The 14,332-nt window shown below is 69.1% G+C and carries 10 protein-coding genes and 2 tRNA genes; 8 read left to right on the top strand and 4 right to left on the bottom strand.

Features of this window, described 5'->3' with window-relative positions; translation table 11 throughout:
- Nucleotides 1–212: 212 nt before the first annotated feature.
- The 6 genes from PO78_RS10345 (at nt 213) to mnhG (ending at nt 6,317) form a co-directional block, all read left to right on the top strand.
- Complete coding sequence (locus PO78_RS10345; protein WP_043743473.1) at nt 213–3,122, top strand: monovalent cation/H+ antiporter subunit A; 2,910 nt, start codon at nt 213–215, stop codon at nt 3,120–3,122.
- Nucleotides 3,122–3,463 (top strand): Na+/H+ antiporter subunit C, encoded by a 342-nt coding sequence (locus PO78_RS10340; RefSeq protein ID WP_012585489.1) that lies wholly within the window; start codon nt 3,122–3,124, stop codon nt 3,461–3,463. The genes PO78_RS10345 and PO78_RS10340 overlap by 1 nt, the downstream gene beginning before the upstream one ends.
- The gene (locus tag PO78_RS10335; RefSeq protein ID WP_004316291.1) at nt 3,460–5,085 is read left to right on the top strand and encodes a monovalent cation/H+ antiporter subunit D; all 1,626 of its coding nucleotides are present in this window, start codon (nt 3,460–3,462) and stop codon (nt 5,083–5,085) included. The genes PO78_RS10340 and PO78_RS10335 overlap by 4 nt, the downstream gene beginning before the upstream one ends.
- The gene (locus tag PO78_RS10330) at nt 5,082–5,600 is read left to right on the top strand and encodes a Na+/H+ antiporter subunit E (protein WP_004316288.1); all 519 of its coding nucleotides are present in this window, start codon (nt 5,082–5,084) and stop codon (nt 5,598–5,600) included. Before PO78_RS10335 ends, PO78_RS10330 begins: the two co-directional genes overlap by 4 nt.
- Nucleotides 5,597–5,881: a K+/H+ antiporter subunit F gene (locus tag PO78_RS10325; protein ID WP_004316286.1), complete on the top strand. Its 285-nt coding sequence runs from the start codon at nt 5,597–5,599 to the stop codon at nt 5,879–5,881. Before PO78_RS10330 ends, PO78_RS10325 begins: the two co-directional genes overlap by 4 nt.
- A 79-nt stretch (nt 5,882–5,960) precedes the next feature.
- Nucleotides 5,961–6,317: a monovalent cation/H(+) antiporter subunit G gene (gene mnhG, locus PO78_RS10320; RefSeq protein ID WP_012585488.1), complete on the top strand. Its 357-nt coding sequence runs from the start codon at nt 5,961–5,963 to the stop codon at nt 6,315–6,317.
- A gap of 284 nt (nt 6,318–6,601) precedes the next feature.
- Here the strand turns inward: mnhG and PO78_RS10315 are convergent.
- The 3 genes from PO78_RS10315 to PO78_RS10305 all read right to left on the bottom strand — a co-directional run bounded on the left by PO78_RS10315 (nt 6,602) and on the right by PO78_RS10305 (nt 8,108).
- Nucleotides 6,602–6,677, bottom strand: a tRNA-Asn gene (locus tag PO78_RS10315).
- A gap of 58 nt (nt 6,678–6,735) precedes the next feature.
- Nucleotides 6,736–6,811: transfer RNA gene (locus tag PO78_RS10310), tRNA-Asn, on the bottom strand.
- An 88-nt stretch (nt 6,812–6,899) separates the two neighbouring features.
- Nucleotides 6,900–8,108: an amino acid aminotransferase gene (locus PO78_RS10305; RefSeq protein ID WP_012585487.1), complete on the bottom strand. Its 1,209-nt coding sequence runs from the start codon at nt 8,106–8,108 to the stop codon at nt 6,900–6,902.
- Between the two features lie 151 nt (nt 8,109–8,259).
- Here PO78_RS10305 and uvrB point away from each other — a divergent pair, with 151 nt between their 5' ends.
- A complete protein-coding gene (gene uvrB / locus PO78_RS10300; RefSeq protein ID WP_043743470.1) occupies nt 8,260–10,347 on the top strand; it encodes an excinuclease ABC subunit UvrB in 2,088 nt (695 codons plus the stop codon).
- Between the two features lie 24 nt (nt 10,348–10,371).
- On the top strand, nt 10,372–10,845 hold the full coding sequence (locus tag PO78_RS10295) for a low molecular weight protein-tyrosine-phosphatase (RefSeq protein WP_004316277.1): 474 nt from the start codon (nt 10,372–10,374) through the stop codon (nt 10,843–10,845).
- A 153-nt stretch (nt 10,846–10,998) separates the two neighbouring features.
- On the opposite strand, the gene PO78_RS10290 is transcribed toward PO78_RS10295, so the two are convergent.
- Entirely contained in the window at nt 10,999–14,184 is a 3,186-nt protein-coding gene (locus PO78_RS10290; protein WP_012585485.1) for an Rne/Rng family ribonuclease, read from the bottom strand.
- Nucleotides 14,185–14,332: the final 148 nt, after the last annotated feature.

The raw sequence follows: 14,332 nt of genomic DNA, 5'->3' as shown, positions 1-14,332 counted from the left end.
GGGTCGGTGAAGCGGGTCGAAAGCGCTGGAGCGCGCCGCTCCCGCGCTCCCAGAACCCGACAGACCCCTGCGGGAGCTCCGCCTTTTCATGCGTGCCCGGTAATCTGGCACCAAATTTGCTGTGGTAACCTCGGCAGGGTTTCGCCGGACCGCCGCACGTCGTCCTGGCCCCCGCCCCGTCCCTGAACGCCTCTCCAACCCGATCCGCCTCGATGCTGCTCGCCTCGCTCGTCCTCCTCCCCTTTCTCGGTAGCGTGCTCGCCGCGCTGATGCCGCAGGACGCGCGCAACCGCGAGTCCTGGCTGGCGATCGGGGTGGCGGTGGGCGGACTGGCGATCGCCGCAGCCTTGTTCCCGCAGGTCGCCGCCGGCGAGGTCGTGCGTGCGGAGTTCGCCTGGCTGCCCGCCGAGGGCTTGGACTTCGTGCTGCGGGTCGACGGCCTCGCCTGGGTCTTCAGCATGCTGGTGCTGGCGATCGGACTGCTGGTGGTGCTGTATGCGCGCTACTACATGTCGCCCGAAGACCCGGTGCCGCGCTTCTTCGCCTTCCTGCTCGCCTTCATGGGCTCGATGCTGGGGGTCGTGCTGTCGGGCAACCTGGTGCAGCTGGTGGTGTTCTGGGAGCTCACCAGCCTCACCTCCTTCCTGCTCATCGGCTACTGGCACCACCGCGCGGACGCTCGCCGCGGCGCGCGCATGGCGTTCACCGTGACCGCCACCGGCGGCCTGTGCCTGATGGCCGGTGTGCTGGTGCTGGGGCATATCGTCGGCAGCTACGACCTCGACGTGGTGCTCGCCGCCGGCGACCAGATCCGCGGCCACGAGCTCTACCTGCCCGCGCTGGTGCTGGTCGCGCTCGGTGCACTCACCAAGAGTGCGCAGTTTCCCTTCCACTTCTGGCTGCCGCATGCGATGGCGGCGCCCACGCCGGTGTCGTCCTACCTGCACTCGGCCACGATGGTGAAGGCCGGGGTGTTCCTGCTCGTGCGCCTGTGGCCGGCGCTTGCCGGCACGCCGGAATGGACCTGGATCATCGGCGGCGCCGGCGTGTGCACCCTGCTGATCGGCGCCTTCGTGGCCATCTTCCAGCACGACCTCAAGGGCTTGCTGGCCTACTCGACGATCAGCCACCTCGGCCTCATCACGGTGCTGATCGGCATCGGCACGCCGCTGGCGATCGTCGCGGCGATCTTCCACATCCTCAACCATGCGACCTTCAAGGCCTCGCTGTTCATGGCCGCCGGGATCATCGACCACGAGACCGGCACCCGCGACCTGCGCGTGCTGCGCGGCCTGCGCCACAAGCTGCCGATCACCGCCACGCTGGCGATTGTGGCCAGCGCGGCGATGGCGGGGGTGCCGCTGCTGAACGGCTTCCTGTCCAAGGAGATGTTCTTCGCCGAGACGCTGCACGTCGGGGGGGATCGCAACTGGTGGATGTCGTACGCCGCGGTGGCGATGGGCATGTTCAGCGTGGCCTACTCGCTGCGCTTCATCTCGGTCTTCTTCGGAACGTCGGCGCAGGGCCTGCCGCGCGACCCCCACGAGCCGCCGCGCTGGATGCGCTTTCCGGTCGAGCTGCTGGTGCTGGCCTGCCTGGTGGTGGGCGTCGCCCCCGGCGTGAGCATCGAGCCGCTGCTGCACCTGGCGGTGGTCGCCACCCTGGGCGAGGCCGCGCCGGCCTACGACCTGGCGGTGTGGCACGGCTTCAACCTGCCGCTGCTGATGAGCGTGTGCGCGCTCGTGGGCGGCATGCTGCTTTACGGGGTGCTGCGCCGCCATTTCGACCTGGCGCGGCGCGAGCGCGTGCCGCTGCTCCACCGCCTCAACGGCGCGCAGGCCTACGAGACGACGATGCTGCAGCTCACCCGCGGTGCGGAGTGGCTGCTGCGCCGCGTCGGCACGCGCCGGCTGCAGCCGCAGCTGATGCTGATGATGCTCGCGCTGCTGCTGATCCCGCTCCTGCTGGCGGGCGCTCCGCCGGCGTGGACCGTGATCCCCGTGCGGGGCTTCGACCCCATCTTCGCCGGCATGTGGCTGATCGGCGCCGGCTGCGCGCTGGCGGCGGCGTGGATGGCGAAGTACCACCGCCTGGCCGCGCTCGCGCTCGTCGGCGGCACCGGCATCGTCACCGCGGCGACCTTCCTGTGGCTGTCTGCGCCCGACCTGGCGCTGACCCAGCTGATGGTGGAGACGGTGACCACGGTGCTGATCCTGCTCGGCCTGCGCTGGCTGCCGCCGCGGATCGAGTCGATCGCCGGCCCGGTGCAGCCGCCGTGGCAGGTATGGACGCGACGCACGCGCGACCTCGCGCTCGCCGTCGGCGGCGGCCTCGCGCTGGCGGCGCTGACCCATGCGGTGCTGGTGCATCCGGCCTCGGACACGATCGCGGACTTCTTCCTGCTCAACGCCCTCGGCGGCGGCGGGGGCAGCAACGTGGTGAACGTGCTGCTGGTGGATTTCCGCAGCTTCGACACCCTGGGCGAGATCACCGTGCTCGCCGTCGTCGCGCTCACCGTGTATGCGTTGCTGCGCCGCTTCCGCCCGGCGCCGGAAAGCGCCGGCATCCCGCCGCAGCAGCGCTTCGAGGGCGATCCGGCGAGCCGGCAGAGCCCCGCCGAGCAGGCCGGCAGCGGCTACCTGCTGGTGCCGGGGATCTACCTGCGCCTGCTGCTGCCCTTCATGGGGGTGATCGCGGTGTATTTCTTCATGCGCGGGCACAACCTGCCGGGCGGCGGCTTCGTTGCCGGACTGATCTTCGCGGTGGCGATCCTGGTGCAGTACATGCTCGCCGGCACGGTGTGGGTGGAGAGCCGCCTGAACCTGCGCCCGCATCGCTGGCTGGGCTTCGGACTGCTGCTGGCCTGCACCACCGGCCTGGGGGCGTGGTGGTTCGGGCATCCCTTCCTCACCACCCACACCGCGCACGTGGAGTGGCCGCTGGTGGGCGAGCTGCACCTGCCGAGCGCCTTCGTGTTCGACCTCGGCGTGTTCGCGGTGGTGGTCGGCACCACGATGCTGATGCTGGTCGCGCTCGCGCACCAGTCGCTGCGCGCGCACCGCCACCCGGGCGAGGACCTGACGGCGGACGGACAGGGCGGTGCCGAGGGGAGGCGGATCTGATGGAACTGGTACTGGCGATTTCCGTAGGCGTGGTGTTCGGCGCGGGGATCTGGCTGATCCTGCGTCCGCGCACCTTCCAGCTCATCACCGGGCTGCTGTTGATGTCGTACGCGGTGAACCTGTTCATCTTCGCGATGGGGCGGCTGTGGGTGGACAAGCCGCCGATCACGCCCACGCCCGCCATCGATCCGGCGCAGTTCGCCGACCCGCTGCCGCAGGGCCTCGTGCTCACCGCGATCGTGATCGGCTTCGCCACCACCGCGCTCTACCTGGTGATGATGATCGGCGCGCGCGGGCTCTCGGGCAGCGACCACGTCGATGGCGAGGAGCCGCGCGAATGACGGTGTTGCCCTGGCTCAACCACCTGATCATCGTGCCCGTGCTGCTGCCGCTGATCGTCGGCGCGCTGATGATCCCGATCAACCAGAAGCGCCACGGGCTCAAGTTCGGCCTCGGCCTCGCGAGCGGCATGCTGCTGTGGGCGGTGGCGGTCGCACTGCTGGTGCTGGCCGACGGCGGGTACTGGCCCGGCGGCATCGGCGTGTATCTGGCGGCCAACTGGGCTGCGCCCTTCGGCATCGCGCTGGTGGCCGACCGCCTCTCCGCGCTGATGCTGGTGCTGACGGCGACGATCGCGCTCGCCGTGCTGGTGTTCTCGGCGCGGCGCTGGGACCGCGTCGGCGTGAGCTTCCACCCGCTCTTCCAGTTCCTGCTGATGGGGCTCAACGGCGCCTTCCTGACCAACGACCTGTTCAACCTTTTCGTGTTCTTCGAGGTCATGCTGGCGGCGTCCTACGGGCTCGTGCTGCACGGCTACAACCTGCGTCGCATCCAGGCCGGCATGCAGTACATCGCGGTGAACCTGGTGGCTTCGCTGGTGTTCCTGATCGGGGTGTCGCTGATCTACGCCGCCTCCGGGACGCTCAACATCGCCGACCTCGGCGCCCGCGTGGCCCTGCTCGGCGCGCAGGACGCCTGGCTGCTGCAGGTCGGGGCGGCGGTGCTGGCGCTCGCCTTTCTGACCAAGGGGGCGATGTGGCCGCTCGGGTTCTGGTTGCCCACCACCTACGCCTCGGCCTCGGCGCCGGTGGGGGCGATGCTGGTGCTGATGACCAAGGTGGGCGTGTATGCCGTGCTGCGGGTGTGGCTGGCGGTGTTCGGCGAGGGGGCGGGCGCCGCGGAGGGCTTCGGCTTCGCCGCGCTGACCCTCGGCGGCATGGCGACCGTGCTGTTCGGCGCCATCGGCATGCTCGCGAGCCAGGACGGCGGGCGCATGGCGGGCTATGGCGCGATCGTGTCCTCGGGCACGCTGCTGGCGGTGATCGGGCATTCCGGGGGGGCGGTGCTGGCCTCGGGCCTCTACTACCTGCTCGGCTCCACGCTGGCGATGGCGGCCTTCATGCTGCTGATCGAGCTCACCGAGCGCATCCGTCCGCCGGGCGCGGCGCTGATCGCGATCACCATGGAGGCCTTTGCGATCGAGGACAAGCCGGAGGATCCGGTCGGCGTCGGCATTCCCGGCACGCTCGCCTTCCTCGGCCTGAGCTTCGCCGCGTGCGCGCTGGTGATCGCCGGGATGCCGCCGCTGGCGGGCTTCGTCGCCAAGTTCAGCCTCTTCCACGCCATGCTCGCGGCCGCGCCCGAAGGCGTCCCGGCGACGACCTGGGGCCTGATCGGGCTGATGATCCTCGCCGGGCTGGCGGCGATCATCGCGCTGATGCGCCTGGGGGTGCGCACCTTCTGGGCTGCGGGCGCGGTGACGCCGCCGCGGCTGCAGTTCTCCGAGGCGGTGCCGGTGGGGGCGCTGGTGATCCTGTGCGTGCTGCTGACGGTGCAGGCGGGCACGGTGTTCGACTACCTCGACCGCACCACCGCGGGCCTGCTGCGCAGCGGCGACTACGCGGCGCGCGTGCTCGGCGAGCCTCCGGTGCTGCGCGCGCCGGGCGCGGAGGGTGCGCGATGAGACGCTGGCTGCCTTCGCCGCTGCTGTCGGCGAGCCTGCTGCTGATGTGGCTGATGCTCAACCAGAGCCTGGAGCCCGCGCACTGGCTGCTCGGCGGCGCGCTCGGCGTGCTCGCGCCGCTGCTGTCGCAGCCGCTGCAGCCGCACGGCCACGCCCGCATCCGCCGCCCGCTGGCGCTGTTCCGCCTGCTGTGGATGGCGGCGATCGAGATCGTCCGCTCCTGTTTCAACGTCACCCAGATCATCCTGTTGCGGCGTTCGGCCGATGTGAACTCGCAATTCATCCGCGTGCCGCTCGACCTGAAGAGCCCGCACGGCCTGGCCCTGCTGTCCTGCCTGATCAACTCGACGCCGGGCACGGTGTGGGTGGAGATCCTTCCCGACGGCCACGAGCTGCTGCTCCACGTCTTCGATCTGCACGACGAGGCGTGGTGGGTGCACACCATCAAGACGCGTTACGAACAGCCGATCATCGAGGTGTTCGAGACGCCCGAACCCGGAGGAGGCCGGACATGACGACCGCGACGCTGCTCTCGGCGGCGACACTTTTCGCGCTGGCCTGCGTGGTGCTGGCCATGCTGTTGTGCACGCTGCGGCTGATGATCGGCCCCTCGGCACAGGACCGCGTGCTGGCGCTCGACACGCTGTGGATGTGCGTGATGGTGCTGGCGCTGCTGCTGGGCATCCGCCACGGCAGCCAGATCTATTTCGAGGCCGCGCTGATCATCGCGCTGCTCGGCTTCGTATCCACGATCGCGCTCGCCAAGTTCCTGATGCGCGGGGAGGTGATCGAATGAGCGCGTCCGCACCACCGCCCGAAGGAAAGCGCTCCCCTCCCTCGGGGAGGAGGTCGCGCAGCGACAGGAGGGCAGCCCAATGAGCGGTGCCGAATCCCTGCCGTGGTGGGCGGCGATCCCGGTGGCCCTGCTGCTGGTGCTGGGCGGCATCGTCACCCTCGTCGGCACGCTCGGCCTGGCGCGCCTGCAGAGCTTCTACCAGCGCATCCACGGCCCCGCGATCAGCATCGCGCTCGGCGCCGGCTGCATCCTGGTGGCATCGATGCTGTACTTCACCGTGACACAGTCGCGCCTGGTGATCCACGAGTTGCTGATCAGCGTCTTCGTGCTGATGACCGCGCCGGTGGTGTCGATGCTGATCATGCGTGCCGCGGTGTACCGCGACCTGCGTGCCGCGCGCGAGATGGACCCGGCGAACGATGCGGGCAATTCGTGAGGGCTCGCGGCACGGCGGCGAACCCGGTTTCAGTGCTCGTTGACGCATCGTGGCGCGGGGCCGGACGCCGGTGCTCGTTCGCGCGCCGTATCGCGACTTGCGTCGCTCCCACCGCGGGCTCGGTCGTCATCGCTTCCGTGAGCCGTCGGGTCGTTCCGCCCGCCTGTAGGAGCGACGCAAGTCGCGATAGGCGAGGTCGATCCGGCGCGGAATAGTGCCGCGTCGCGCTGGCCCCGCCAACAAAAAAGCCAACCCCGAAGGATTGGCTTTCTTGTTGGCGATGCTGGCTCCTCGACCTGGGCTCGAACCAGGGACCTACGGATTAACAGTCCGGCGCTCTACCGACTGAGCTATCGAGGAAGTACTCGGTTGCGATGCTGGCTTGCTGTTCCTTTATGAAACACCAAGTCCTGAAACTTGGCTCCCCGACCTGGGCTCGAACCAGGGACCTACGGATTAACAGTCCGGCGCTCTACCGACTGAGCTATCGGGGAACAGAGGCGCGCATTTTAGGCAGCAGATGCGCGCTCGTCAAGGCTGGGGCGGAAGATTTTGCGATCCCGCCGCCCTGGCCGGGCTGGATCAGCCCTTGACCACCTGCGCGATCGCCTTGGCGACGTAGCCGATGTTCTTGGAGTTGAGCGCGGCCAGGCAGATGCGGCCGGTCGACACGGCGTAGATGCCGAAATCGGCCTTGAGCTTCTCGACCTGCGCGGCGGTGAGCCCGGTGTAGGAGAACATGCCGCGCTGCTTGATCACGAAGGAGAAGTCCTGCGCCACGCCCGCGGCCTTCAACTGCTCGACCAGGCCGGTGCGCATGGCGCGGATGCGCTCGCGCATGCCGCCGAGCTCGTCTTCCCACATCTGGCGCAGCTCGGGCGAGCTCAGCACCGCGGCGACGATGGCGCCGCCGTGGATCGGCGGGTTGGAGTAGTTGGTGCGGATCACGCGCTTGACCTGCGACAGCACGCGACCGGCCTCTTCCTTGCTGGCGGTGACGATGGACAGCGCGCCGACGCGCTCGCCGTAGAGCGAGAAGCTCTTCGAGAACGAGCTCGACACGAAGAACTGCAGGCCGCTGGCCGACAGCGCGCGCACGGCCACGGCGTCGGCGTCGATGCCTTCGGCGAAGCCCTGGTAGGCCATGTCGAGGAAGGGGATCAGGCCGCGCTCGCGGCACACGGCGACCACTTCGTCCCACTGCGCGTCGGACAGGTCTGCGCCGGTGGGGTTGTGGCAGCAGGCGTGCAGCACGATGATCGAGCCGGGCTGCAGGCTGTCGAGCTTGGCCTTCATGCCGGCGAAGTTCACGCCGCGGCTGGCGGCGTCGTAGTAGGGGTAGTTCTCGACCGGAAAGCCGGCGGATTCGAACAGCGCGCGGTGGTTCTCCCAGCTCGGGTCGGAGATGTACACGGTGGCGCCGGGGACGAGACGCTTGAGATAGTCGGCGCCGACCTTGAGCGCGCCGGTGCCGCCGAGGGCCTCGACGGTGATGGTCTGGCCGCTGGTGGCGAGCTGCGAGTCCTTGCCGAAGAGCAGGCCCTGCACCGCGTTGTTGTAGGCCGCGGGGCCTTCGATCGGCTGGTAGCCGCGCGGCGGCATGGCTTCGAGGCGTGCCTTCTCGGCGGTGCGCACGGCGGCGAGCAGCGGGATCTTGCCGTTGTCGTCGTAGTACACGCCGACGCCGAGGTTGACCTTCTCGGCGCGGGTGTCGGCGGCGAAGGCCTCGTTGAGGCCAAGGATCGGGTCACGGGGCGCCATCTCGACGGCGGCGAAGATCGAAGCGGACATGAGGACTCCAGTTGTTCCGGTAGGGCGGCAGTGAATGCGCGTGGCGGGAACGGACTTGCGCCGTGCCTTGTCACGCGATTTGGGAAATAATCGGCGTTTTCGTCCGGTGCCGCCGTGCGGCGATGCACCGGAATGGAGCGGGAATTTTAGCATGACGACTCAAGGCAATAGCGCCGGAAACGATGCACCGCAGCAAGGCGGGACCGTGCTCGGCTTCGAGGGCAGCCCCTTCCGCCTGCACCAGCCGTTTCCGCCCGCCGGCGACCAGCCCGAGGCGATCCGCCTGCTGTGCGAAGGCGTCGAGGACGGCCTGATGTATCAGACCCTGCTCGGCGTGACCGGCTCGGGCAAGACCTACACCATGGCCAACGTCATCGCCCGCATGGGGCGACCGGCCCTGGTGCTGGCGCCCAACAAGACGCTGGCCGCGCAGCTCTACGCCGAGTTCAAGGAGTTCCTGCCCGAGAACGCGGTCGAGTACTTCGTCAGCTACTACGACTACTACCAGCCCGAGGCCTACGTGCCCTCGCGCGACCTTTTCATCGAGAAGGATTCGTCGATCAACGAGCACATCGAGCAGATGCGCCTGTCGGCGACCAAGAGCCTGATGGAGCGCCGCGACGTGGTCATCGTGGCCACGGTGTCGTGCATCTACGGCATCGGCGATCCGGTCGACTACCACGCCATGATCCTGCACCTGCGCGAGGGCGAGCGCATGGCGCACCGCGACCTCATCCAGCGCCTGGTGGCGATGCAATACACCCGCGCCGACATCGACTTCCGCCGCGGCACCTTCCGCGTGCGCGGCGATGTGATCGACGTCTTCCCGGCGGAAAACGCCGAGCTCGCGGTGCGCATCGAGATGTTCGACGACGAGATCGAACACCTGACCCTGTTCGATCCGCTCACCGGACACCTCAGGCACAAGCTGGCGCGCTTCACCGTCTATCCGTCCAGCCACTACGTGACCCCGCGCGCGACGGTGCTGCAGGCGATCGAGGCGATCAAGGAGGAGTTGAAGGAGCGCGTCGCCTTCTTCCAGCGCGAGGGCAAGCTGGTGGAGGCGCAGCGCATCGAGCAGCGCACCCGCTTCGACCTCGAGATGTTGAACGAGATGGGCTTCTGCAAGGGCATCGAGAACTACTCCCGGCACCTGTCCGGGCGCGGTCCGGGCGAGCCGCCGCCGACGCTGATCGACTACCTGCCGCAGGATGCGCTGCTCTTCATCGACGAGTCGCACGTGGCCATCGGCCAGGTCGGCGGCATGTACAAGGGCGACCGCTCGCGCAAGGAGAACCTGGTCGGCTACGGCTTCCGCCTGCCGTCGGCGCTGGACAACCGGCCGCTCAAGTTCGACGAATTCGAGCGCCTTATGCCGCAGACCGTCTTCGTCTCCGCTACCCCGGCGAAGTACGAGGAGGAGCACCAGGGCCAGGTCGTGGAGCAGGTGGTGCGCCCGACGGGCCTGATCGATCCGATGGTCGAGGTGCGCCCGGCAATGACTCAGGTCGATGATCTGCTGTCCGAGATCAAGAAGCGCCTGGTGGTGAACGAGCGTGTGCTGGTCACCGTGCTCACCAAGCGCATGGCCGAGGACCTCACCGACTATCTCGCCGACAACGGCATCCGCGTGCGCTACCTGCACTCGGACATCGACACCGTGGAGCGGGTCGAGATCATCCGCGACCTGCGCCTGGGCGAGTTCGACGTGCTGGTCGGCATCAACCTGCTGCGCGAAGGCCTGGACATCCCGGAGGTGTCGCTGGTGACGATCCTGGACGCCGACAAGGAAGGCTTCCTGCGCTCGGAGCGTTCGCTGATCCAGACCATCGGCCGCGCCGCGCGCCATCTGCACGGTACCGCCATCCTCTATGCCGACCGCGTCACCGACTCGATGAAGGCGGCGATCGGGGAGACCGAGCGCCGTCGCCACAAGCAGATCGCATTCAACGAGGCCAACGGCATCGTGCCGAAGTCGGTGACCAAGCGCATCAAGGACATCATCGACGGGGTGTACGATGCCGATGGCGCGAAGCGCGACGTCGCGCGCGTGGCGGAGAAGGGCGGCGACTACGCGGCGATGGACGAGAAGGCGCTGGCGCGCGCGATCAAGCGGCTGGAGAAGGAGATGCAGGAGCACGCCCGCAACCTCGAGTTCGAGAAGGCGGCGGCGGCGCGCGACGAGCTCTTCAAGCTGCGCGAGCGCGCCTTCGGCGCCGACCAGCATGGCAGCGTGTGAACAACAAGAAGAGGAGGGGAGGGGATGAAGAGGATCCTGTTCGTATGCACTGGCAACATCTGCCGCTCGCCGACCGCCGAGGCGGTGGCGCGCCACTTCGTCGAGACCGGCGGGCTGGGTGCGCAGGTGTTGCTCGACTCTGCCGGCACGCAGGGCTACCACGCCGGCGAGGCACCCGACCCGCGCACGCAGAAGGCGGCCAAGCTGCGCGGCTACGACCTCTCGGCGCTGCGCGCGCGCAAGCTCGAGCTGCGCGACTTCCAGGAGTTCGACTTGTTGCTGGCGATGGACCGCGGGCATCTCGAGCACATGCAGCGCCATTGCCCCGAGGTGTACCGGCCCAAGCTGCAGCTCTTCCTGCCCTTCGCCGGCGCGCAAGCTCACGGCGAGGAGGTGCCCGATCCCTACTACGGCGGGCCGAAGGGCTTCGACCTGGTGCTCGACATGTGTGAAGACGCAGCACGCGGGATCGTGCAACGCGTCCGCGGCGAGGGCTGAGTTCGGGGCGAGGGCTGAGTTCGGGGCGACAAGGAAATCGCGACTCGCGCCGCTCCTGCGGAAAGCGCAACCACGCGGGCTGGTTTCCTGCAGGAGCGATGCAAGTCGCGATGTGCGCTCGACAAGCCTTCGCGCCGGGGTTGGTGGAACCGCTTACTTGCGGGTCTCGACCTGTTGCAGCGGCTCTTCGGCGATCACTGCGGCCGGGCGGGGCTGGCGGCCCAGGCGTGCCGGCTGCTCCGGGGCGCCGGTGCCGAACTGCACGCGCTTGGCCGGATCGGTCTCGATCCTGATCAGGCCGCTGTCGCCGGACGGCACCGCGATCGGTGCGCTCGGCGCGTGGCTGGCACGGCCGGCTTCCATCGCGCGAACCACCGTCGACTCGGCTGCCGCAGGCACGGACGGTTCGGCGACCTCCGTCGAATCCGCGAGCGGGGCTGGCACGGCTTCCGGCGCTGCGGCGGCGACCTCGGGGGGGACGCCGGCGCTCGACGTGGGGGCGGGCTCGGCGACCGCGACGGGTTCGGTGCCGATGACCGCCTCCTCGCCCGCTGCGGAGGCGACCGCAGGCGGCGCTTCCTCGGCAGAAGCCGAATCGATCATGGCAGCGGTCTCGGCACGGGGCGCCGCGGCGGATACCGCTTCGACCGTGGCAGCACTCCCGGCGGCAAGCTCTTCGGCAGCAGCACCTTGCTCGGCGAGCACCGCTTCGGCCGCAAGGGCCTTGTCGACCGGGACCTCCGCGGCAGGCGCCGTTTCAGCGACGACTTCCAGCGCTGCGCCGACCGGCACCGGGGCAAGCGGCACCTGAGGTGCGGCCAGGGCGACCGGTGTGACGTCCTCCGCGGTGCCGCCGACGATCGGCAGTTCGGCGATCTGCGCATCCGCCGGAGCGGTTTGCACCACGGCTGTGGCGGCAGCGCCGACGTTCGCGTCCTGTCCGGTCGTGACCGGGCTGGCAGCGTGCGCGGACTCGACGGTCCCCTGCTCGACGGCGGACGCCGCGATTCCCGGCAGTTCGCCCTCGGGCGCTTTCGCCCCGGTCTCGGCTTCGTTACCCGCTTCGGCGGCGCCGTCGATGCCCTGCGGCTCGCCCGAGCGACGGCCGCGGCCACGGCCGCGACGGCGGCGCTTCTCGGACGGGGTGCCTTCCTCTTCGCCGCCTTCCGTGCTGGCAACGGTCTCGGTCGTGCCGGAGTCCGCCGTCGTGGCCGCTGCCACCATCGCAGTGGCGGTGGCGGCCTTCAGCAGATCGTCCTCGGTCTGGGCCGCGCGCTGCTCGGCGCCTTCCTGGGCACGCTCGCCGCGCTGGCCGCGACCACGGCGGCCGCCTTCGCTGCGCTCGGCACGCTCGGGGCGTTCAGCACGCTCGGGGCGCTCGGCACGCTCGGGGCGCTCGGCACGCTCGGCCGCGACGCGCTGCGGGCGCTCGGTGCTCTCGCCACGCTCGGCACGGCTGCCGCGGGTGGAGGGCTGCGCCTCGCCGTCGCGCTCGCCGCGACGGCCACGGCCGCCATTGCTGCCGCCATTGCGGCGACCCTCGCCGCTGCGTTCGCCACGCGGGCGCGCCTCGCGTTTCGGAGTCTCTTCCACGACCGGGGCGGGGACCGGTTCCGCGGCGCCCTTGCCGGCGGAGAACCAGCCCATGATGCGCGCGATCAGCCCCTTGGGCTCGGGCGCGGCAGGGGCCGGGGCCGAGGCGGGAGCGGGCTCGGGTGCAGCCATCGGGGCAGGCTGCGCGGGGGCGATGCCCTTCACCGCGGCCTCGGGGCGTGCCGGGCGCTCGTTGGCCTTGGAGGGCAGGCGGGTGTCCTCTTCGACCGGCTTCTGCACCATCTGATAGCTCGCCAGGGCGATGTCCTCGGTGTTGAGCTGGTCGTGGCGCAGGCGGATGATCTCGTGCGCCGGCGTCTCGAGATGGCGGTTCGGAACGATGATGAGCTGCACCTTGTGGCGCATCTCGATGCGCGCGATGTCGACCCGCTTCTCGTTGAGCAGGAAGGTGGCGACATCGACCGGCACCTGCAGGTGCACCGCGCCGGTATTGTCCTTCATCGCCTCTTCTTCGAGGATGCGCACGATGTGCAGCGCCGACGATTCGGTGCTGCGGATGTGGCCGGTGCCGTTGCAGCGCGGGCAGGTGATGTAGCTGGTTTCGGCGAGCGCCGGGCGCAGGCGCTGGCGCGACAGCTCGAGCAGGCCGAAGCGGCTGATCTTGCCGGTCTGCACGCGGGCGCGGTCGTGGCGCAGCGCGTCGCGCAGGCGGTTCTCGACCTCGCGCTGGTTCTTGGCCGATTCCATGTCGATGAAATCGATGACGATGAGGCCGCCGAGGTCGCGCAGGCGGAGCTGGCGGGCGATCTCGTCGGCCGCCTCGCAGTTGGTGCGGAAGGCGGTCTCCTCGATGTCCGAGCCCTTGGTGGCGCGGCCCGAGTTGACGTCGATCGACACCAGCGCCTCGGTATGGTCGATCACCACGGCACCGCCCGAGGGCAGGTTCACCTGGCGCGAATAGGCCGACTCGATCTGGTGCTCGATCTGGAAGCGCGAGAACAGCGGCACGTCGTCGCTGTAGCGCTTCACGCGGGCGACGTTGCCCGGCATCACGTGGGCCATGAACTGCGTGGCCTGCTCGAAGATGTCGTCGGTGTCGATCAGGATCTCGCCGATGTCGGGCTGGAAGTAGTCGCGGATCGCGCGGATCACCAGACTGCCTTCCTGGTAGATCAGGAAGGCGCCGGACTGGCCCTGTGCCGCGCCTTCGATGGCGGTCCACAGCTGCAGCAGATAGTTGAGGTCCCACTGCAGCTCTTCGGCGCTGCGGCCGATCGCCGCGGTGCGCGCGATCAGGCTCATGCCCTGGGGGACGTCGAGCTGATCCATGTTCTCGCGCAGTTCGGCGCGCTCGTCACCCTCGACGCGGCGCGAGACGCCACCGCCGCGCGGGTTGTTGGGCATCAGCACCAGATAGCGGCCGGCCAGCGAGATGTAGGTGGTGAGCGCCGCACCCTTGTTGCCGCGCTCGTCCTTCTCGACCTGGACGATGAGTTCCTGGCCTTCCTTCAGGGCTTCCTTGATCGAGGCCTTGGCGTCCGCACCAGGCTGGAAGTAGGAACGCGAGATCTCCTTGAACGGCAGGAAGCCGTGGCGGTCGGCACCGTAGTCCACGAACGCCGCCTCGAGGCTGGGCTCGATGCGGGTGATGACGGCCTTGTAGATGTTGCTCTTGCGTTCTTCCTTGGCGGCCGATTCGATATCGAGGTCGATCAGTTTCTGACCGTCCACGATCGCGACGCGCAGTTCTTCGGCCTGCGTCGCATTGAAAAGCATGCGCTTCATTTGGATCGTTCTCCCGCGAGAAGACACACGGGCAGGACGAACGGCGCGCACCATCGCGCTTTCCGGGATCAGGAGCGATTGGGTAGGGCTGCTGCTTTCATCCGGTGGGTTAACAGGGCTGTGATGGGTCGGCTGGTCGAATTTCTCT

Origin of the sequence: Thauera sp. SWB20 (genome assembly GCF_000831325.1) — a bacterium.
GTDB classification, from domain to species: domain Bacteria; phylum Pseudomonadota; class Gammaproteobacteria; order Burkholderiales; family Rhodocyclaceae; genus Thauera; species Thauera aminoaromatica.
Note: the sequence above shows the minus strand (reverse complement) of the source record. Positions and strands in the feature narration are given on the sequence as shown.

What these genes read in the sequence shown, in the direction of transcription:
- PO78_RS10295 (WP_004316277.1), top strand. Translation starts at nt 10,372, where the DNA reads ATGAAGAGGATCCTGTTCGTATGCACTGGCAACATCTGCCGCTCGCCG.
- PO78_RS10325 (WP_004316286.1), top strand. Translation starts at nt 5,597, where the DNA reads ATGACGACCGCGACGCTGCTCTCGGCGGCGACACTTTTCGCGCTGGCC.
- PO78_RS10330 (WP_004316288.1), top strand. Translation starts at nt 5,082, where the DNA reads ATGAGACGCTGGCTGCCTTCGCCGCTGCTGTCGGCGAGCCTGCTGCTG.
- uvrB (WP_043743470.1), top strand. Translation starts at nt 8,260, where the DNA reads ATGACGACTCAAGGCAATAGCGCCGGAAACGATGCACCGCAGCAAGGC.
- PO78_RS10340 (WP_012585489.1), top strand. Translation starts at nt 3,122, where the DNA reads ATGGAACTGGTACTGGCGATTTCCGTAGGCGTGGTGTTCGGCGCGGGG.
- PO78_RS10305 (WP_012585487.1), bottom strand. Translation starts at nt 8,108, where the DNA reads ATGTCCGCTTCGATCTTCGCCGCCGTCGAGATGGCGCCCCGTGACCCG.
- PO78_RS10345 (WP_043743473.1), top strand. Translation starts at nt 213, where the DNA reads ATGCTGCTCGCCTCGCTCGTCCTCCTCCCCTTTCTCGGTAGCGTGCTC.
- PO78_RS10335 (WP_004316291.1), top strand. Translation starts at nt 3,460, where the DNA reads ATGACGGTGTTGCCCTGGCTCAACCACCTGATCATCGTGCCCGTGCTG.
- PO78_RS10290 (WP_012585485.1), bottom strand. Translation starts at nt 14,184, where the DNA reads ATGAAGCGCATGCTTTTCAATGCGACGCAGGCCGAAGAACTGCGCGTC.
- mnhG (WP_012585488.1), top strand. Translation starts at nt 5,961, where the DNA reads ATGAGCGGTGCCGAATCCCTGCCGTGGTGGGCGGCGATCCCGGTGGCC.